At 52.9% G+C, this 20,212-nt stretch carries 19 protein-coding genes and 1 pseudogene; 7 read left to right on the top strand and 13 right to left on the bottom strand.

Annotated features, from left to right (window positions below; genetic code table 11):
• Positions 1 to 8: 8 nt before the first annotated feature.
• From era to rseD, 9 genes and pseudogenes are all read right to left on the bottom strand, one after another.
• Positions 9 to 914 carry a GTPase Era gene (era, locus tag M4I31_RS06295; RefSeq protein WP_042306656.1) on the bottom strand — a complete coding sequence of 302 codons (906 nt, stop codon included), beginning with the start codon at positions 912 to 914 and terminating at the stop codon, positions 9 to 11.
• Complete coding sequence (gene rnc, locus M4I31_RS06290) at positions 911 to 1,591, bottom strand: ribonuclease III (RefSeq protein WP_003037579.1); 681 nt, start codon at positions 1,589 to 1,591, stop codon at positions 911 to 913. The genes era and rnc overlap by 4 nt, the downstream gene beginning before the upstream one ends.
• A gap of 269 nt (positions 1,592 to 1,860) precedes the next feature.
• Entirely contained in the window at positions 1,861 to 2,835 is a 975-nt protein-coding gene (gene lepB / locus M4I31_RS06285; RefSeq protein ID WP_085048974.1) for a signal peptidase I, read from the bottom strand.
• A gap of 15 nt (positions 2,836 to 2,850) precedes the next feature.
• Complete coding sequence (gene lepA, locus M4I31_RS06280) at positions 2,851 to 4,650, bottom strand: translation elongation factor 4 (RefSeq protein WP_038642706.1); 1,800 nt, start codon at positions 4,648 to 4,650, stop codon at positions 2,851 to 2,853.
• Positions 4,651 to 4,920: 270 nt separating this feature from the next.
• Positions 4,921 to 5,385, bottom strand: coding sequence for a SoxR-reducing system protein RseC (rseC, locus tag M4I31_RS06275; protein WP_042306646.1), 465 nt, complete (start codon positions 5,383 to 5,385; stop codon positions 4,921 to 4,923).
• Positions 5,382 to 6,338, bottom strand: coding sequence for a sigma-E factor regulatory protein RseB (rseB, locus tag M4I31_RS06270; protein ID WP_038642710.1), 957 nt, complete (start codon positions 6,336 to 6,338; stop codon positions 5,382 to 5,384). The genes rseC and rseB overlap by 4 nt, the downstream gene beginning before the upstream one ends.
• Complete coding sequence (gene rseA, locus M4I31_RS06265; protein ID WP_008785497.1) at positions 6,338 to 6,988, bottom strand: anti-sigma-E factor RseA; 651 nt, start codon at positions 6,986 to 6,988, stop codon at positions 6,338 to 6,340. Before rseA ends, rseB begins: the two co-directional genes overlap by 1 nt.
• 31 nt (positions 6,989 to 7,019) lie before the next feature.
• Entirely contained in the window at positions 7,020 to 7,595 is a 576-nt protein-coding gene (gene rpoE / locus M4I31_RS06260) for an RNA polymerase sigma factor RpoE (protein WP_003037573.1), read from the bottom strand.
• Positions 7,592 to 7,757: pseudogene (gene rseD / locus M4I31_RS06255) on the bottom strand (rpoE leader peptide RseD). The gene rpoE and the pseudogene rseD overlap by 4 nt, the downstream one beginning before the upstream one ends.
• Positions 7,758 to 8,020: 263 nt before the next feature.
• Here rseD and nadB point away from each other — a divergent pair.
• A complete protein-coding gene (gene nadB / locus M4I31_RS06250) occupies positions 8,021 to 9,643 on the top strand; it encodes an L-aspartate oxidase (protein ID WP_085048975.1) in 1,623 nt (540 codons plus the stop codon).
• Here nadB and trmN read toward each other — a convergent pair.
• A complete protein-coding gene (gene trmN / locus M4I31_RS06245) occupies positions 9,628 to 10,365 on the bottom strand; it encodes a tRNA(1)(Val) (adenine(37)-N(6))-methyltransferase TrmN (RefSeq protein WP_085048976.1) in 738 nt (245 codons plus the stop codon). The genes nadB and trmN overlap by 16 nt on opposite strands.
• A 132-nt stretch (positions 10,366 to 10,497) precedes the next feature.
• Between trmN and srmB the strand changes: the two genes are divergently transcribed.
• Positions 10,498 to 11,826 (top strand): ATP-dependent RNA helicase SrmB, encoded by a 1,329-nt coding sequence (srmB, locus tag M4I31_RS06240; protein ID WP_038642718.1) that lies wholly within the window; start codon positions 10,498 to 10,500, stop codon positions 11,824 to 11,826.
• 18 nt (positions 11,827 to 11,844) lie between these two features.
• On the opposite strand, the gene M4I31_RS06235 is transcribed toward srmB, so the two are convergent.
• Positions 11,845 to 12,741, bottom strand: coding sequence for a LysR family transcriptional regulator (locus M4I31_RS06235; RefSeq protein WP_161668238.1), 897 nt, complete (start codon positions 12,739 to 12,741; stop codon positions 11,845 to 11,847).
• A gap of 102 nt (positions 12,742 to 12,843) precedes the next feature.
• Here M4I31_RS06235 and eamB point away from each other — a divergent pair, with 102 nt between their 5' ends.
• Positions 12,844 to 13,431 (top strand): cysteine/O-acetylserine transporter, encoded by a 588-nt coding sequence (gene eamB / locus M4I31_RS06230; protein WP_038642722.1) that lies wholly within the window; start codon positions 12,844 to 12,846, stop codon positions 13,429 to 13,431.
• Positions 13,432 to 13,509: 78 nt separating this feature from the next.
• On the opposite strand, the gene grcA is transcribed toward eamB, so the two are convergent.
• Positions 13,510 to 13,893 (bottom strand): autonomous glycyl radical cofactor GrcA, encoded by a 384-nt coding sequence (gene grcA, locus M4I31_RS06225; protein WP_005121223.1) that lies wholly within the window; start codon positions 13,891 to 13,893, stop codon positions 13,510 to 13,512.
• A 317-nt stretch (positions 13,894 to 14,210) separates the two neighbouring features.
• Here grcA and ung point away from each other — a divergent pair, with 317 nt between their 5' ends.
• Positions 14,211 to 14,900 carry a uracil-DNA glycosylase gene (gene ung / locus M4I31_RS06220; protein ID WP_042306632.1) on the top strand — a complete coding sequence of 230 codons (690 nt, stop codon included), beginning with the start codon at positions 14,211 to 14,213 and terminating at the stop codon, positions 14,898 to 14,900.
• Positions 14,901 to 14,933: 33 nt separating this feature from the next.
• Here ung and M4I31_RS06215 read toward each other — a convergent pair whose 3' ends face one another.
• Entirely contained in the window at positions 14,934 to 16,013 is a 1,080-nt protein-coding gene (locus M4I31_RS06215) for a tRNA/rRNA methyltransferase (RefSeq protein ID WP_085048978.1), read from the bottom strand.
• A gap of 207 nt (positions 16,014 to 16,220) precedes the next feature.
• Here M4I31_RS06215 and trxC point away from each other — a divergent pair, with 207 nt between their 5' ends.
• The 3 genes from trxC (at position 16,221) to pat (ending at position 20,105) form a co-directional block, all read left to right on the top strand.
• Positions 16,221 to 16,640 (top strand): thioredoxin TrxC, encoded by a 420-nt coding sequence (gene trxC / locus M4I31_RS06210; RefSeq protein ID WP_003037559.1) that lies wholly within the window; start codon positions 16,221 to 16,223, stop codon positions 16,638 to 16,640.
• Between the two features lie 69 nt (positions 16,641 to 16,709).
• Entirely contained in the window at positions 16,710 to 17,408 is a 699-nt protein-coding gene (tapT, locus tag M4I31_RS06205; protein ID WP_069324430.1) for a tRNA-uridine aminocarboxypropyltransferase, read from the top strand.
• A gap of 36 nt (positions 17,409 to 17,444) precedes the next feature.
• Entirely contained in the window at positions 17,445 to 20,105 is a 2,661-nt protein-coding gene (gene pat, locus M4I31_RS06200) for a protein lysine acetyltransferase (RefSeq protein ID WP_085048979.1), read from the top strand.
• The last annotated feature ends 107 nt before the right edge of the window (positions 20,106 to 20,212 follow it).

Below are 20,212 nucleotides of genomic sequence, written 5' to 3'. Positions count from 1 at the left end.
GGTTATTCTCAGAGATCGTCGCCGTAACCGAGGCTGCGCAGCGCGCGTTCGTCATCGGCCCAGCCGGATTTCACTTTCACCCACAGTTCAAGGTGAACAGGCGCTTCGAACATCTCCTGCATGTCTTTACGCGCTTCAATACCGATGGTTTTAATTTTGGCCCCTTTGTTGCCAATCACCATCTTCTTCTGCCCTTCACGTTCGACAAGGATCAGACCGTTGATATCGTAGCCGCCGCGCTCGTTAGAGATAAAACGCTCAATCTCAACGGTGACGGAGTACGGCAGTTCAGCGCCCAGAAAACGCATCAGCTTTTCACGGATGATTTCAGAGGCCATAAAGCGCTGAGAACGATCGGTGATGTAATCTTCCGGGAAGTGATGAATTGCTTCCGGCAGATGCTTGCGTACGATACCCGCAATGGTATCAACATTCAGACCGGTCTCGGCAGAGATCGGCACGATGTCGAGAAAGTTCATCTGGCTGGCCAGGAACTGCAGGTGCGGCAGCAGATCGGCTTTTTCCTGAACGTTATCGACTTTGTTCACCGCCAGAATTACCGGGGCTTTACCATCACGCAGCTTGTTGAGCACCATTTCGTCGTCCGGCGTCCAGCGAGTGCCTTCCACAACGAAAATCACCAGCTCAACATCACCAATCGAGCTGCTCGCCGCCTTGTTCATCAAGCGGTTAATGGCTCGTTTTTCTTCCATATGCAGGCCCGGGGTATCAACATAAATCGCCTGATACGCGCCTTCGGTATGGATGCCAACAATACGGTGACGAGTTGTCTGAGCCTTACGAGAGGTAATAGAAATCTTCTGCCCAAGCAGATTATTCAACAAGGTGGATTTGCCAACGTTCGGGCGGCCGACGATGGCAATAAATCCGCAGTAAGTTTTATCGATGCTCATTCCAGCTCCAGTTTTTTCAACGCCTGTTCGGCGGCAGCCTGCTCAGCCTTACGACGGCTCGAACCTGTGCCAACCACCGGTTCACTCAGGCCGCTGACCTGGCAGTGGATAGTAAATTCTTGATCGTGAGCTTCACCACGGACCTGCACCACCAGGTAGGACGGCAGCGGCAGGTGGCGACCCTGCAAATATTCCTGCAGGCGCGTTTTCGGATCTTTTTGTTTGTCGCCTGGGCTAATTTCATCCAGACGGGTTTGATACCAATTCAGGATCAGTTGTTCAACGGTTTGAATATCGCTGTCGAGGAAGACGCCGCCGATCAAAGCTTCAACGGTGTCCGCCAGGATCGATTCACGACGGAAACCGCCGCTTTTCAGCTCGCCTGGCCCCAAACGTAAACATTCACCGAGGTCAAACTCACGGGCTAATTCTGCCAGCGTATTACCGCGAACCAGCGTCGCGCGCATGCGGCTCATATCACCTTCATCCACACGCGGGAAACGGTGATATAACGCATTAGCGATGACAAAGCTCAAAATAGAGTCGCCTAAAAATTCTAAACGCTCGTTATGTTTGCTGCTGGCGCTACGGTGAGTTAATGCCTGCTGCAACAGCTCCTGATGATTAAAAGTGTAGCCCAGCTTCCGTTGAAGCCGATTAATTACGATGGGGTTCATGCGATACCAATAAATGAATGCGTCAACAATTCAGCACACGAAACAGACCTGATATACGCCATTCACTTAGCCATCTGGCATCGTCTGAATGCTTTTGTATACAAACCAACGCTGTTTCGTGTGCCGTGGCAACCTGTCGGTGCCAACCTAAAACTTCGGGGGAATATTCTATACACAACGACAAGGGATGTCGTTAGTCTGAGGGAATTTATCCGAGAAATAATTCACGTTGTCGCCATAATGACGACAACGTGAACGATTATTAGCAATTAATGAATACCACCAATACGGCTTAAACGCACGCCGGTCGGCCATTCACCCTCTTGCTTGTCGAAACTCATCCAGATTGCAGTCGCTTTACCCACCAGATTCGCTTCCGGCACAAATCCCCAGTAACGGCTGTCCGCGCTATTGTCACGGTTATCACCCATCATGAAGTAGTGTCCCGGTGGGACGATCCAGGTCGCTAGCTGCTGGCCAGGCTGACGGTAGTACATCCCTACCTGATCCTGCGCGATTGGCACGGTCAGAATGCGGTGCGTTACCTCACCGAGCGTTTCTTTACGTTCGGTGAGGCGAATACCGTTCTCTTTCGTTTCGTTCAACGGAACTTCAAAGAAACCGCTGGTCGCTTCCCCGCCGTTGCGACGAGCAAAGGTCTGCACAAAATCACTTGGCTGAACATCAGAGTAGGTTACCGGCAGCGCATTTTCACACGCCTGACCGGAGCTGCAACCAGGCTGAATAGTCACCTCTTTCGCCACCGGATCGTACGTCACTTTGTCTCCCGGTAAACCGACAGCGCGTTTGATGTAGTCCAGACGTGGATCTTCCGGGTATTTAAACACCACGATATCACCGCGTTTCGGATGGCCGGTTTCGATCAATGTTTTCTGGTAAATCGGATCTTTAATCCCGTAGGCGAATTTCTCCACCAGAATAAAGTCGCCAATCAACAGCGTCGGCATCATCGAACCTGACGGGATCTGGAACGGTTCATAAATAAACGAACGCACCACCAGCACGATAGCTAATACCGGGAAAACGGATGCGCCAGTTTCCAGCCAGCCCGGCTTAGGGGCCACTTTTTTCAGCGTTGCTTTATCCAGTGAATCACCTGCAGCAGCTTGTGCTGCTGTCTGACGCTCCCGGCGTTTTGGCGCGAAAATGAATTTATCTACGCACCATAAAATGCCCGTCACTAGTGTGGCAATCACCAGAATCAGGGCAAACATGTTCGCCATGCCAACTCCTTAAGATTATTTGCTGTCTTTACCGACATGCAGAATGGCGAGGAACGCTTCCTGCGGCAGTTCGACGTTACCGATCTGCTTCATGCGCTTTTTACCCTCTTTCTGTTTTTGCAGCAGCTTTTTCTTACGGCTGATGTCGCCACCGTAGCATTTCGCCAGAACGTTTTTACGCAGTTGCTTCACCGTTGAACGCGCGATGATGTGCGTGCCGATGGCCGCCTGGATCGCGATATCAAACTGCTGGCGCGGGATCAGATCTTTCATCTTCTCGACCAGCTCACGGCCACGGCTCTGGGAGTTGTCGCGGTGAGTGATCAGCGCCAGCGCATCGACACGTTCGTTATTGATGAGGACATCAACACGCACCATGTCAGACGCCTGGAAGCGTTTGAAGTTATAGTCCAGCGACGCATAGCCGCGGGAGGTCGACTTCAGGCGGTCGAAGAAGTCGAGTACCACTTCCGCCATCGGAATTTCATAGGTCAGCGCGACCTGGTTACCGTGATAAACCATGTTGGTTTGTACGCCACGTTTCTCGATACACAGCGTGATGACGTTACCAAGGTAAGCCTGCGGCAGCAGCATGTGACACTCGGCGATCGGCTCGCGCAGTTCGTAGATGTTGTTCAGCGGCGGCAGCTTGGACGGGCTATCGACGTAGATTGTCTCCTTCGCCGTGGTTTCCACTTCGTAAACTACGGTCGGCGCGGTAGTGATCAGATCCAGATCGTATTCACGTTCCAGACGTTCCTGAATGATCTCCATGTGCAACAGGCCGAGGAAGCCACAGCGGAAGCCAAAGCCCAGCGCGGTTGAGCTTTCCGGCTCATAGAACAAGGAAGCGTCGTTCAGGCTCAGCTTGCCGAGCGCATCACGGAAGTTTTCGTAATCGTCAGAGCTGACCGGGAACAGACCTGCATAAACCTGCGGTTTCACCTTCTTGAAACCTGGCAGCGCTTTCTCTGCCGGGTTACGCGCAGACGTTAAGGTATCACCCACCGGGGCGCCAAGGATGTCTTTAATCGCACAAACCAACCAACCTACCTCGCCGCATTTCAGCTCGGTACGGTCAACCTGTTTCGGCGTGAAGATACCCAGACGGTCAGCGTTATAAACCTGACCGGTGCTCATCACTTTAATCTTGTCGCCTTTACGCATGGTGCCGTTTTTAATACGCACCAGCGAAACCACGCCCAGGTAGTTATCGAACCAGGAGTCGATGATCAGCGCCTGCAATGGGCCTTCCGGATCGCCTTCCGGCGGCGGAATGTCGCGCACCAGACGTTCCAGCACGTCGGTCACGCCCACGCCGGTTTTCGCCGAGCAGCGTACTGCGTCGGTGGCGTCGATGCCGACGATATCTTCAATTTCTTCCGCTACACGCTCAGGGTCAGCGGCTGGCAGGTCAATTTTGTTCAGTACCGGCACCACTTCCAGATCCATTTCCATGGCGGTGTAGCAGTTGGCCAGCGTTTGCGCTTCTACACCCTGCCCGGCGTCAACCACCAGCAGTGCGCCTTCACAGGCGGCAAGCGAGCGGGAAACTTCATATGAGAAGTCGACGTGGCCCGGTGTGTCGATAAAGTTAAGCTGATAGGTTTCACCATCAGATGCTTTGAAATCGAGCGTCACGCTCTGCGCTTTGATAGTAATACCGCGCTCACGCTCAAGATCCATCGAGTCGAGAACCTGCGCTTCCATTTCACGGTCAGACAGGCCACCGCAGATCTGGATAATACGGTCAGACAGCGTCGATTTACCGTGGTCGATGTGAGCTATGATTGAAAAGTTACGTATGTTCTTCATATAGAGTAATTATTGTGCCTTACGCCCGCCTGAGCAGGCTCTGAGAAGTCGCTGATCTGAGCTTAACGTCTGTTTAAGTGAAACGCCGCATTCTACACTACAACGCTGAGGCGAGGAAACGTTCATAGAGCAAGGATAGCGGGAACTGGAAACAACCTTACAAAGTCGGTGAAACTTTTGCCGGATGGCAGCATAAACGCCTTATCCGGCCTACGCCTGCATCTGAAAACGCGGTAGGCCTGATAAGCACAGCGCCATCAGACAAAGATATCACTGCTGGGTTTCAACGCGAATAAGATCGGGCGGGAGGGCAACGTTCAGAATGACCGGCTGCCAGGCTTCACGTTCAGCAAGCTTACGGGAATATCCGCGGGCGATCAGGAATCCGCCCACGCCACCCAGTACAGCCCCGCTTAAAGCTGCCAGGTCGGAGCCAAACAGCACCTGGAACAGCGCCGCGAAAAGAAAGAGCCCCGCCAGCGGAGACATATAAACCAGCATCGCCGATCCCAACAGGCTCCTCTCGGCAATGCCCAGCTCAACTTTTTGACCAGGGGCCAATGGCTCATCGCTGGGTACCACAATAGTGTGCGTGGTCTGCGGTCCAAGTTTATTCAGCACGCGGCTCCCGCACCCGGCCCGGGAAGCACAGCTGCTACATGACGCTTTCACATCACAGCTAACCGTCGCGAGACCATTTTGCCAGGAAACGACTGTCGCCCACTCTTTGATCATTGTGCGGCCCTGAACTTAATATTGTCCGCGATACGCTTCGCCGTTTGTGGCGGCAGTTCGCCCACTATCGTAATTTCCGCGTTATCACGCACGCTGGTGCTGACCGTTCTACGCCCGGTTCGCAGCAGTTGATCGGTGCTGTTTTGCGTCGCACGGTTTACGTTCACGGAGAAACTGAACAGGCCATCCGAATAAAGGCGTGATTCAATCGGCATGTTATCCATGGTCGGCAGCGGACGTCGACTGCTGGAGACTTCACTAAAGCCTTGCGGCACCCATGACGGACTCCAGTTGAAGTTGGTTTTTTCACCCGCGGGAACCGACAGCAACGGCGGTAGATTGGCTTTCGCCAGCGTCTGCATGCTGTCGCTAACGCCGTTGTTTACGGTAAAGGCGATGACGCGGAACTGTTCCAGCGTTTCGCCATCACGATCGAGAAGATCGACACGCATCGGTAGCTTGGTTTCGGTGTCCATCCAGACGATATAGCTGTAACGGGTGCCGTCACGAGCGACAACGCGGATCACTTCACAGAGCCGATCGGCAATGCGAGTGCGGCCTACTGAAATAAAATCATAGTAGGGTGCAAGGCGTTTGAAGTCGGTATAAATCAGGGATGGCAATGAATCAACGATATAGTCGCCGTTCAGCGTGAACGGTTCGAGCCCAGGCTCGAAATAACTTATTTCATTGCCGCGTTGCACCACTTCCCGGCGCGGTCCATCCAATTGCAACAACTGCGCTAACGGACGGTTATCCTGGCGGGCATGGCGATAACGTAGGGATTCAACACCCTGTTTATTGATGCTGACAAATGACAGCTCATAGGTTAGCGACTGGCTGGCCAGATTCATCTGCTGCAACAACGCCCCGGACGCAGGATTGGCCGAGGCGTTTACAGAGAAGAACAGGCTACCAGCCACAAGTGACATGGCAAACCAAAGTTGCTTCATTACTGCGATTGCGTTCCTAAAGTTTGAATTCCTGGCACCTGCACAGCGGCTTGCTGTGTTTGCGCCTGCTCAAACTGAAGCTGTTCAGAGTGCAGTCGACGTTGCAGTTCGTAATCCTGCAACATGGCATTAATACGACGACGCTGCTCCTGTACCTGCTGCTGCTGACCGCCGCTGGCTGTCGCGTCAGAAGGTACACCCAAGCTTACCGGACTGGCTTTACCCATCATCGGTAATGTATTAAATACCGGCGTTTCGGGCTGCTGGGACGTTTCAGATTGACCGTTATAGTGCTGGACGCCAACAATAACTGCAAGTGATACACACGCGGCCACCCCCATTTGGGTAAGCTGCGCGGCCCACGGACGCATTTTCTTCCAGAATGGCATTTTCTGCCACTGGTGCGGAGCTGGCTGGGCCTCAGGAATCAATGGCGCCGTCTGACGTACTGGCTCATCCTGGATGGCAGCCATTACGCGGGCGGAAATATCGAAATGGAGAACGTCGGCGGTATCACCTCGCATGGAATCGCGAATAAGGTGATAACTCTCCCAGGTTTTTTGCATTTCCGGGTCGTGAGTCAGCTCTTTAAGCAACTCAGTATCCAGCGTTTCGCCATCCATTAAAGCGGAAAGTTTTTCTTTCTGCATGCCTAATACCTTTTCCAGTATCCCGCTATCGTCAACGCCTGATAAGCGGTTGAACTTTATTATCAATAGCTTCCCTCGCTCGGAAGATACGTGAACGCACCGTACCTACCGGACAATCCATGATAGCGGCTATCTCTTCATAGCTCAGGCCATCCAGCTCCCGCAAGGTTATTGCCATGCGTAAATCTTCCGGGAGGGACTCAATAGTTCGGAAAACTATCTGTCTCAGTTCTTCTGACAACATTAAGTTCTCAGGGTTCGAAATTTCTTTCAGTGCACCGCCACTTTCGTAGTTTTCTGCTTCAATCGCATCTATATCACTGGAAGGTGGACGACGCCCCTGAGCGACCAGGTAATTCTTCGCTGTATTGACTGCGATACGATACAGCCAGGTATAAAAAGCACTATCCCCCCGGAACGAGTCCAGCGCACGATAGGCCTTGATAAATGCTTCTTGTACTACATCGGGTACATCGCCCGACGGTACATAGCGAGAAACCAGACTCGCCACCTTATGCTGATAGCGGACTACCAGTAGGTTAAAGGCTTTCTGATCTCCCTTCTGGACCCGTTCTACCAGGACCTGGTCCGTTAACTGCTCGCTCATCCGAGGTAAAGTCTCCCCAAACCAAATTTCCACGCGCTGTCGAAACGCCACTCCATAAGCTTCACTATGAGCAAGCAAATGCTTAGAGTGCTCAAGTTTCGTAAAGTTCCGTTACGCATTTGTTTTTTGTTTGTCATGTTGTAGACAGGTCTTATCTCTCATTATAAGTCTACATAACCCGATCAACGCACTATCTGTAAGAAATGCCCATTTCACCGCTTGCAGAGTAACCCAACGGCCACTTTATTTCATCACATAATCTGATGCTAACGGCCTGCTTCACAAAATAATTTTGCTCATTTCGGCCTCGTCATACTTTTTCTTTCATGTTTAGCCATTGCAACACATTTAAAAATAAAACGTGCAGCAACGCGTATTCTGGTGCTATTGTGAGCAAACAATGTTTAGTAAATTAAACAAAAATTATGAATACAACTCCTGAATTATCCTGTGACGTGCTGATCATTGGCAGCGGAGCTGCCGGACTCTCGCTGGCGCTGCGGCTGGCTGAGAAACATCAGGTTATTGTACTGAGCAAAGGTCCTGTTAGCGAAGGCTCGACGTTTTATGCTCAGGGTGGTATTGCCGCGGTTTTCGATGAAACCGACAGTATCGACTCCCACGTTGAAGATACGCTGGTTGCCGGGGCCGGACTTTGCGATCGTCATGCGGTAGAGTTTGTCGCCAGCAATGCCCGCACCTGTGTGCAGTGGCTTATCGATCAGGGTGTGTTATTTGATACGCAGGTTCAGCCCAACGGTGAAGAGAGTTATCACCTGACCCGTGAAGGCGGTCATAGTCATCGACGCATCCTGCATGCTGCGGATGCTACCGGTAAAGAAGTCGAAACCACCCTTGTCAGCCAGGCGCAAAATCATCCTAACATACAGGTTCTGGAGCGCAGTAATGCCGTCGATCTGATTGTCTCTGATAAAATCGGCCTGCCGGGAACGCGTCGGATTGTTGGGGCCTGGATCTGGAATCGTAATAAAGAAGCTGTCGAAACCTGCCATGCGAAGTCAGTGGTGTTAGCTACCGGCGGCGCGTCAAAAGTGTATCAGTACACTACCAATCCGGATATCTCCTCGGGGGACGGGATTGCGATGGCCTGGCGCGCGGGATGTCGTGTCGCCAATCTTGAATTTAACCAGTTTCATCCAACGGCGCTGTATCATCCGCAGGCGCGCAATTTCCTGCTGACCGAGGCGCTGCGTGGCGAAGGCGCGCACCTGAAGCGCCCGGACGGCTCGCGCTTTATGCCCGATTTTGACGAGCGTGGCGAACTGGCTCCCCGCGATATCGTCGCCCGTGCCATTGACCACGAGATGAAGCGTCTGGGCGCTGACTGCATGTTCCTCGACATCAGCCATAAACCGGAAGCATTTGTTCGTCAGCATTTCCCGATGATTTATGAAAAACTGCTGGGACTGGGCATCGATTTGACCAAAGAGCCGGTCCCTATCGTTCCTGCCGCGCACTATACCTGCGGCGGTGTGATGGTTGATGACTTTGGCCGCACGGATGTCGACGGTCTGTATGCCATCGGCGAAGTGAGCTATACCGGCCTGCATGGCGCCAACCGTATGGCGTCGAACTCATTGCTTGAGTGCCTGGTTTACGGCTGGTCAGCCGCTGAAGATATCGACAGGCGAATGCCTTACGCACGCGGTGTCAACACACTTCCCGCCTGGGATGAAAGTCGTGTGGAAAATCCGGATGAGTTGGTGGTGATTCAACATAACTGGCATGAGCTGCGCTTATTTATGTGGGACTACGTCGGTATTGTGCGTACGACTAAGCGCCTGGAGCGCGCGCTGCGCCGTATCACCATGCTGCAACAGGAAATCGACGAGTATTACGCCCATTTCCGCGTGTCGAACAATTTGCTGGAACTGCGCAACCTGGTGCAGGTTGCCGAGCTGATTGTACGCTGCGCAATGATGCGCAAAGAGAGTCGGGGCCTGCACTACACGCTGGATTATCCTGAACAACTTCCCGAATCAGGCCCGTCCATCCTCTCGCCGCTAAGTCATCACATAAACAGATAAAACGCCTGGGTCAGCGCCGTGTAACCTTCAGAGTAACGTTGGTCTGGCCCACGGATAACCAACCTGTCGCTAAAGCACTCCCCGGCCTGCGGGGAGAATGCCAACAATACACGATGTGGTAGCCGGGCCTCAGTTTCTGCCACATCCGTACGTAAACGCAAATGCCAGCCCATACTTAATGCCTGCTGGGTAAAGGCGTTACCAATTTGTTCCGGCAGCACGACACAAAAAAAACCATCTTCTGTAATACTCCCCGCCGCCAGCGCCAGCAATGCTTCATGATCGAGCGCGGTCGTGTAACGTGCCTGCTCGCGCTGCGGCGTGGCGCATTCCACTCCCTGTTCATAATAAGGTGGATTGCTGATAATCAAATCAAAACGCACGGTCTGGCGTGGTATCCATTGCTGCGCATCTGCTGTATGAACGCTGACGCGATGCATCCACGGAGATTGCGCGATGTTCTCCTGCGCCTGCTGCGCGGCGTCAACATCAAGCTCCACGGCGTCAATGATGACATTTTCATCAGTACGCTGGGCCAGCATCAACGCCAACAGGCCGCTCCCAGTACCAATATCCAGGATCCGTTTTACGCCCGCAACGGGGGCCCAGGCCCCTAATAAAATACCGTCCGTTCCGACTTTCATCGCACAACGATCATGCGCCACAAAAAACTGCTTAAATGTAAATCCATTACGTCTAAGTACGGATGTAGACTGGGGCATGGAGAACAACCTTCCTGGGGAAAAAAGACGATAACATAGGATAAAAACAATACCTGAGAAGCTATATCCATACAAACAGATGAAGATTGCAGCCGTAACGTCTATAATCAGCGCCCCACACAGAGGTAGAACATGACTGTAACGACTTTTTCCGAACTTGAACTCGATGAAAGCCTTCTGGATGCCCTCCAGGAAAAAGGTTTCACTCGCCCGACCGCCATTCAGGCTGCCGCCATTCCGCCTGCGCTCGATGGCCGTGATGTACTCGGTTCTGCGCCGACAGGCACCGGTAAAACGGCGGCATATTTGCTGCCAGCGTTGCAGCACCTGCTCGACTTCCCGCGCAAAAAATCTGGCCCACCGCGCATTTTAATTCTGACGCCAACGCGCGAACTGGCGATGCAGGTTGCCGACCACGCCCGTGAACTGGCGAAGAATACGCATCTGGATATCGCCACAATTACCGGCGGCGTGGCTTACATGAACCATATGGAAGTCTTTAGCGAAAACCAGGATATCGTGGTCGCCACCACCGGTCGCCTGCTGCAATACATCAAAGAAGAGAATTTCGACTGCCACGCGGTTGAAACGCTGATCCTCGATGAGGCAGACCGTATGCTGGACATGGGCTTTGCCCAGGACATCGAACATATCGCCGGTGAAACCCGCTGGCGTAAGCAGACGATGTTATTCTCTGCCACGCTGGAAGGCGACGCGATTAAAGATTTTGCCGAGCGCCTGCTGGAGGATCCGGTTGAGGTTTCGGCGGATCCATCGACCCGCGAACGCAAGAAGATCCATCAATTTTACTACCGTGCCGATGACATCGAGCACAAAACGGCTCTGCTGATCCATCTGTTAAAACAGCCAGAAGCGACCCGTTCGATTGTTTTTGTACGTAAGCGTGAGCGTGTGCACGAACTGGCAGGCTGGCTGCGCCAGGCTGGCATTAATAACTGCTATCTCGAAGGCGAGATGGTACAGATCAAGCGTAACGAAGCGATCAAACGCCTGACCGATGGTCGTGTGAACGTACTGGTTGCGACCGATGTTGCCGCTCGCGGGATCGACATTCCTGATGTTAGCCACGTGTTTAACTACGACATGCCGCGCAGTGGTGATGCCTATCTACACCGCATTGGCCGTACCGGCCGCGCTGGCCGTAAAGGTACCGCGATTTCTCTGGTTGAAGCGCACGACCACCTGCTGCTTGGTAAAGCGAGCCGCTATATCGACGAACCGCTGAAGGCGCGCGTTATTGACGAACTGCGTCCGACAACTCGTGCGCCAAGTGAGAAATCTAACGGCAAGCCGTCCAAGAAAGTGCTGGCGAAGCGCGCCGAGCAAAAAGCCAAAGAAAAAGAGAAACCGCGCGTGAAGAAACGTCACCGCGACGCCAAAAATATCGGCAAACGTCGTAAGCCGAGCGGAACGGCTCCCCAGCAGTCCGACAAAGAGTAAAACCGTATGCCGGGCCGTTTAGCCCGGCATTTTTTCATGCGTCGCAAAGCTCTCTTCAATACACTCAATAAACGCCCGCATCGCCGGGCTAACGACTTTCCCAGCATGGTAACCGCACAATGCTGTAATTAACTCCGGCTGTTCGCTGAACGGTAACTCAACCAATTCCCCTGAACGGAGCTCCTTCTCAACGGCAAAACGCGGCAAAAAACTGACGCCAAGATTTGCCGATACGCAGTGCTTGATGCTCTCAATACTCCACAACTCAATCGTATTTTCCAGCGTAATATGACGCTTACGCAGTAGCCCTTCGAAGCGTTGTCTGAAAATACATTGCGGTTCATTAATGATAAAGCTGCAGGGAATGTGCTGGTGATGCCGGGTGAAATCAACGTGCTGCAGCAGAGGCGACGCAACCAGCGCCAGTGACTGATCGCCCAGCGGTATCATCTCAAGTGCATCATCATTACCAACACGATAAAACACGCCCAGATCAACCTCATCACCGAGCAACGCATCGCGAATGACATAGCAGTTGAGCGACTGTAAGGACAACCGCACATGAGGCGCGCGTTGTTTAAATCGCTGTAGAACCTGCGGCATTTTATACGCCAGCAGCGTTTCGCCGGTCGCAACGCGTAGATCGCCGCTCGGCTGCGCATCCTGCTGCGCTGACTGACGAATCGATGCCATCACGCGGGTCAGGTCGTGTATATGCGGCATCAACCGTTTGCCCTCACTGGTGAGACACATTCTGCGGCCAATTTTTTCGAACAGCTGCACCGAAAGCTCTTGCTCAAGCTGCTGAATATGAAACGTCACGGTCGATTGCGTACAACAAAGCTTTTGTGACGCCCGCAGGAACGACCCCTCTTCCACCACCGTTTTTAACGTAATAAACCGACGTAAATCCATCCGCACCAACCCATCGAAAATATCGAACTCAGAATGCAAAAACATTCATTTTTTTAAATGTTTTGACTCGGGTACTGTCTACCAAAACAGAGGAGATAACAAGTGACCCCCATACTTTTAAGTGCATTCTGGACCTATACATTGATTACCGCGCTAACCCCCGGCCCAAATAACATCCTTGCGCTCAGTGCTGCGACGTCACACGGTTTTCGCCAGAGCACGCGCGTGCTTGCCGGGATGAGTCTGGGCTTTTTAATCGTCATGCTGATATGCGCCGGGATTTCGTTTTCGCTTGCCGCGATGGATCCTGCCATCATCCACTGGCTCAGTTGGGCAGGCGCGGCATATATCTTGTGGCTGGCATTGAAAATCGCCACCAGCCCGGCGGCAAACGATAATTTGCAGTCCGAACCGATCGGCTTCTGGGCGAGTTTTGGCTTGCAGTTTGTTAACGTCAAAATCATTTTGTACGGCATTACCGCGTTATCCACGTTCGTACTGCCCTATACGCAGGATGCACACTGGCTGATTGGGGTGAGTATTCTGCTGGCGCTGATCGGCACCTTTGGTAATGCATGTTGGGCACTAGCAGGCCATCTTTTTCAGCGCCTCTTTCGCCGTTACGGCCGACAGTTGAATATCATTCTGGCGCTGCTGTTAGTGTATTGCGCAGTACGAATTTTTTACTAACGGATATAAAAAAGCGGAAGACGCGCTGGCATCTTCCGCTTTTGATTCTCTGCTAAACGGGGTTATTCCCCGCGAGCCTTACAGGCTCTCAGTAAAGGTACGAGCAATAACATCGCGCTGCTGTTCTGGGGTCAGAGAGTTGAAACGTACCGCATAACCAGAAACACGGATGGTCAGCTGCGGATATTTTTCCGGATGCTTAACCGCATCTTCCAGCGTTTCGCGACGCAGAACGTTCACGTTCAGGTGCTGACCACCTTCCACGCGAACTTCCGGCTGTACGTCTACCGGCACTTCACGGTATTCGATTTCACCCAGTTTGCTGACGGCAACGACGTCATCCGCATTGAAACCTGCTTTCGCAACGATGCAGCGTGCTTCGCCTTTTTCGCTGTCCAGCAGCCAGAAAGAGTTCAGCAGGTCGTCGTTTGCAGCTTTAGTAATCTGGATACCTGTAATCATTTGATGCCTCCCCGGCAAAATTATTTGATCTCGGTTGGCCGTCATCCGGCCAATTGGTAAAACCATTGTTGCTTGAGTGTATATATACCCCTCACACACCCTTGAATCTTTGATTTAAATCAATAAAAACCACACATGAAAAGTGGTGATAGGTTGATTTTATTGTTTTACATCAACTTACGCCACGTACACAGCTAAACTTTTTACATAAATTTTCAACTATCTTTAAGGCCCATGCCGTTGAGAAACGTACAGAATTTTGCGACGTGGTAAGAAGCAGTTAAGCTAGAGAGATTGAAAATTCGCAGGAGAGCGAGATGGCCACCGAATTAACCTGGCACGATGTGCTGGCAGATGAGAAACAGCAGCCTTATTTTGTTAACACGCTACATACTGTCGCTGGCGAGCGTCAGTCGGGTATGACAATTTACCCGCCGCAAAAAGATGTGTTTAACGCTTTTCGCTTTACCGAACTTGGCGACGTGAAAGTCGTCATCCTGGGGCAGGATCCTTACCACGGTCCAGGCCAGGCACACGGTCTCGCGTTCTCTGTTCGTCCGGGTATTGCCACTCCCCCCTCGCTGCTGAACATGTACAAAGAGCTGGAAGCGACGATTCCTGGCTTCACGCGCCCAACTCACGGTTATCTGGAAAGCTGGGCACGTCAGGGGGTACTGTTACTGAATACCGTACTCACCGTCCGCGCCGGTCAGGCACATTCGCACGCCAGCCTGGGGTGGGAAACCTTCACCGATAAAGTCATCAGCTTGATTAATCAGCATCGCGAAGGCGTCGTATTCCTGCTCTGGGGTTCACACGCACAAAAGAAAGGCGCGATTATTGATACCCAACGTCACCATGTGTTGAAAGCGCCGCACCCGTCACCGCTCTCCGCGCATCGTGGTTTCTTTGGCTGCAATCACTTTGTACTGGCTAATGAATGGCTGGAACAACGAGGTGAAAAACCGATTGACTGGACGCCGGTGTTACCTGCAGAAAGTGAGTAAAAAAATGCCAGCGATTCGCTGGCATTTTTATTATCAGGCTTTGTTCTGACGCCACCACTCCGCGAGCAGTACGCCGGTTGCCACAGATACGTTGAGCGTTTCAACGTTACCCGTACCGTCAATCGCCACGCACAGGTCGTCACTTGAGCATGCCGCTTCCGGCAGCGCTTCACGCTCACGCCCTAATACCAGCACCATTTTTTCCGGCAGCGTGGTAGTAAACAACGGTTTGCCTTTCACGCTTGAGGTCATCACTACCGTGTAACCTGCCTTACGGAAGTCGTCCAGCACATCGACAATGCTGTCACCGGTGATCGGCTGAACATGCTCTGCGCCACCTTCAGCGGTACGGATTGCCGCACCTGATTCCAGCAGCGCCGCATCCTGTACCACCACGCCTTTCACACCAAAGTGGGCGCAGCTACGCATCATTCCGCCCAGGTTGTGCGGGTTAGCGATGTCTTCCAGAGCCAGTACGCAGTCCTGCGCCCCAGCCTGACCCACCCACTGCTTAACGGTGGTACCGTTACGTTTTTTGATCAGGAAACAAACACCGCCATGGTGCTCAGTACCGGAGGCTTTCGCCAGCTCAGCTTCATCAACCACATGGTAGGCTTTACGGTTTGCCGCCATCCAGCGTAATGCTTCTTTAAAGCGCGGGGTGACGCTCTGCACGAACCAGGCGCGAACAATAGCGTCCGGACGACTCTGGAACAGAGCCTGACAGGCATTTTCACCGTAAACGCGGGTTTCTTCCGCGCGCTGACGACGTAAGACTTCAGGATCGATAAAACTCTTGCCGCTAATGCCACCATGATCGGCTTTATCCTCAGCATCATCATTCGGTGCGCGGGACACGGTACGCCATGGTGAATCTTCACGTCTGCGATCGCGTTCTGCATCGCGGTCACGACCACGTTCACGGCCGCGTTCGCTGTTCGGACCCTTTCTGTCATCACGGGCAGGGCGACGACCGCCTTCGGCTCGGGAAGTACCGGGGCGTCCGCCGCCTTTACCAGTACGTGGATTTTGGGTGCGTTTATCCGAGTCATCGTCACTGCGGACGTACATCACTTTGACCTTGCCGTTTTTGTTCTTCAGTTCGTCGCTCATGTTTTTCTCCACCTGCTCTGCGCGAAGCGCGCAGATTACCCGATGTGCACGTCGTTAGCCATTATTTCATTTAAAAGCTAAGGACTATTGTACTCATTGAATAAAACGCATTGTTGTTTAGAACAGACTCCCCGATAATATGTAACATAATAGAAACATACTGGCGTCACTGCCATGAAGTCCACACTACTCATCCAGAGGTTAGTTATGAATACCGTTTGTACCAGCTGCCAGGCTATCAACCGCATTCCCGACGATCGTGTCCAGGAAGCGGCTAAATGCGGACGCTGTGGTCACGACCTGTTCGATGGGGAGGTGATCAATGCGACCGGTGAAACACTGGATAAACTGTTAAAAGACGATCTCCCGGTGGTGGTTGATTTTTGGGCCCCCTGGTGCGGACCATGCCGTAACTTTGCCCCAATTTTTGAAGATGTCGCGGAAGAGCGTAGCGGTAAAGTACGTTTTGTTAAAGTGAATACAGAAGCCGAGCGTGAGCTCAGCGCCCGCTTCGGCATCCGCAGTATTCCGACCATCATGATCTTCAGAAAAGGTGAAATCGTCGATATGCTTAATGGCGCCGTACCTAAGGCTCCGTTTGATAGCTGGCTTAACGAATCATTATAATCTCTGCGGGGCGCATCTTGTGCCCCGTTTTCACCTCTGCGACAATAGCGTTTTTCAACGTGTTCCCCCATGACCGATAACGCAGTTCTTCAGTTACGCGCTGAGCGCCTCGCGCGCGCCACGCGTCCTTTCCTCGCCCGAGGTAACCGTATTCGTCGCTGCCAGCGCTGCCTGCTGCCGCTAAAGCTCTGCTTATGCGCAACGTTAGTACCGTCTGAGGCCAAAAGCCGTTTTTGTCTGGTCATGTTTGATACAGAGCCGATGAAGCCCAGTAACACGGGACGTTTAATCGCCGATATTTTGCCCGATACCGCGGCTTTTCAGTGGTCACGCACCGAACCGCCGCAGGCGCTGCTTGAACTGGTCAAAAATCCTGATTACCAGCCGATGGTGGTATTCCCGGCTTCCTATGCGGGCGAAGAGCGCGAAGTGATTTTCACGCCGCCGACCGGCAAACCGCCGTTGTTTATTATGCTCGATGGCACCTGGCCGGAAGCGCGTAAAATGTTCCGCAAAAGCCCGTACCTCGACAACCTGCCGGTGATCTCCGTTGATTTATCGCGCCTTTCTGCTTATCACCTGCGTGGTATTCACGCCGAAGGGCAATACTGTACTGCCGAAGTCGCCATCGCTTTGCTGGATCTGGCTGGCGATAGGCAAGCTGCGGAAGGGTTAAGCGATCACTTCACTCGCTTTAAAACCCGTTACCTGGCAGGAAAAACTCAACATCAGGGAAGCGTCACAGCAGACTCGACAGAAAGCGTTTAAAATCATTCGGTCACTGGTGTCATTAAGGAAGCCGATATGAGTCAACGTGGTCTGGAAGCACTACTGCGACCGAAATCCATTGCGGTGATTGGGGCGTCGATGAAGCCTAACCGCGCGGGTTACCTGATGATGCGTAATCTGCTTGCCGGCGGTTTCAATGGGCCAGTTCTACCGGTGACGCCCGCCTGGAAAGCGGTATTGGGCGTACTGGCCTGGCCCAATATCAGCAGCTTGCCTTTTAGCCCCGACCTCGCCGTGTTGTGCACCAATGCCAGCCGTAACCTGGCATTGCTCGAAGCGCTTGGCGAGAAAGGCTGTAAAACCTGCATTATTCTTTCGGCTCCCGCGGCCCAGCATGCAGAACTGCTGGCCTGCGCCTCACGCTATAAAATACGCCTGCTGGGTCCCAACAGTCTGGGACTTCTCGCCCCCTGGCAGGGACTTAACGCCAGCTTTTCCCCCGTCCCGATTAAGCGCGGCAAGCTGGCTTTTATCTCTCAATCCGCCGCCGTATCCAATACCATACTCGACTGGGCACAGCAGAGAGAAATGGGCTTTTCTTACTTTATCGCGTTGGGTGACAGCCTGGATATCGACGTTGATGAGCTGCTGGATTACCTGGCGCGCGACAGTAAAACCAGCGCAATATTGCTCTATCTCGAACATTTGAGCGATGCCCGGCGCTTTGTCTCTGCCGCCCGTAGCGCCGCGCGCAATAAACCCATTCTGGTGATTAAGAGTGGCCGCAGCCCGGCAGCGCAGCGTTTACTGCACACCAGTGCAGGGATGGACCCAGCCTGGGATGCGGCTATTCAGCGCGCCGGTTTATTACGCGTGCAAGATACTCACGAGCTGTTCTCGGCGGTCGAAACCCTGAGTCACATGCGCCCGCTGCGTGGTGACAGACTAATGATCATCAGTAACGGCGCCGCACCTGCCGCACTGGCATTGGATGAGCTATGGTCGAAGAATGGCAAACTCGCCACGCTGAGTGAAGATACCTGCCAGAAATTACGCGATGCGCTACCAGCCCATGTTGATATCGGCAACCCGTTGGATCTTCGTGACGACGCCAGTAGCGAACACTATGTAAAAACGCTGGATATTTTGCTCACCAGCCAGGACTTCGACGCGCTGATGGTGATTCATTCGCCCAGCGCCGCCGCCCCCGGGACCGAAAGCGCGCAAGCGTTGATCGAAGCAGTAAAGCAGCATCCTCGAGGGAAATTTATCTCCATACTGACCAACTGGTGTGGGGAGTTTTCTTCCCAGGAAGCCCGTAGGCTATTTAGCGAAGCAGGGGTGCCCACCTACCGTACACCGGAAGGAACCATCACCGCATTTATGCATATGGTTGAGTATCGGCGTAACCAGAAGCAACTGCGAGAAACGCCTGCGCTACCGGACTACCTGACCACGAACACCGCCGAGGCGCATAATCTGTTACAGCAGGCGATTGCCGAAGGGGCCACATCGCTGGATACCCATGAAGTACAGCCGATTTTACAAGCTTATGGCTTACACACGCTCCCGACCTGGATCGCCAGCGACAGCGCGGAAGCTGTGCATATCGCAGAGCAGATCGGCTATCCGGTGGCGCTCAAGCTGCGTTCCCCTGATATCCCGCATAAATCGGAAGTTCAGGGGGTAATGCTCTACCTGCGTACGGCAACAGAGGTACAGCAGGCCGCGAATGCGATTTTTGATCGGGTGAAAATGGCCTGGCCGCAGGCGCGTATCCACGGTTTATTAGTGCAAAGCATGGCGAATCGCGCTGGCGCTCAGGAGCTTCGCGTCGTCGTTGAACACGATCCGGTATTTGGCCCACTGATTATGCTGGGTGAAGGTGGGGTTGAGTGGCGACCAGAAGAGCAAGCCGTGGTGGCATTGCCGCCATTGAACATGAATCTGGCGCGTTATCTGGTTATCCAGGGGATCAAAAATAAGAAGATCCGCGCTCGTAGCGCACTACGCCCACTGGATATCGCCGGACTAAGCCAGCTTCTGGTGCAGGTATCCAACCTGATCGTCGATTGTCCGGAAATTCAGCGTCTGGATATCCATCCGCTGCTGGCCTCCGCCGGTGAATTTACCGCGCTGGACGTCACGCTGGACATTGCCCCTTTCACGGGCGATAACGAAAGCAGATTGGCTGTACGCCCCTACCCTCATCAGCTTGAAGAGTGGGTTGAGTTGAAGAACGGCGAGCGCTGCCTGTTCCGCCCCATTTTGCCTGAGGATGAACCTCATCTGCAGCAGTTCATTTCTCAGGTAACCAAAGAAGATCTTTATTATCGCTATTTTAGTGAGATCAACGAATTTACCCATGAAGATTTAGCCAATATGACACAGATCGACTACGATCGTGAAATGGCCTTTGTCGCTGTGCGTTGTAGAGATAATCATGAAGAGATCCTCGGCGTGACGCGAGCTATCTCGGATCCTGATAACGTAGATGCCGAGTTTGCCGTCCTGGTTCGTTCTGATCTCAAAGGACTTGGACTGGGTCGCCGATTGATGGAAAAATTAATTGCCTATACCCGAGATCACGGACTTAGACGTTTGAATGGTATTACGATGCCAAACAATCGCGGTATGGTCGCCCTGGCCCGGAAACTCGGGTTCGTTGTTGACGTCCAACTCGAAGAGGGGATTGTTGGGCTAACGCTTAATCTGGCCCAATTTGAGGAATCGTGAGTAAGGTACTGGAAATGTTGACCACATTAATGGGTACTGGTGGTATCATTGCCCGCTTATGTCGTCTGCATAGCACAGAGGACCCTTCAATGAACAGAGAAGAAATG

The organism is Citrobacter sp. XT1-2-2 (genome assembly GCF_023516235.1).
Taxonomy (GTDB): Bacteria; Pseudomonadota; Gammaproteobacteria; order Enterobacterales; family Enterobacteriaceae; genus Citrobacter; species Citrobacter werkmanii.
Note: the sequence above shows the minus strand (reverse complement) of the source record. Positions and strands in the feature narration are given on the sequence as shown.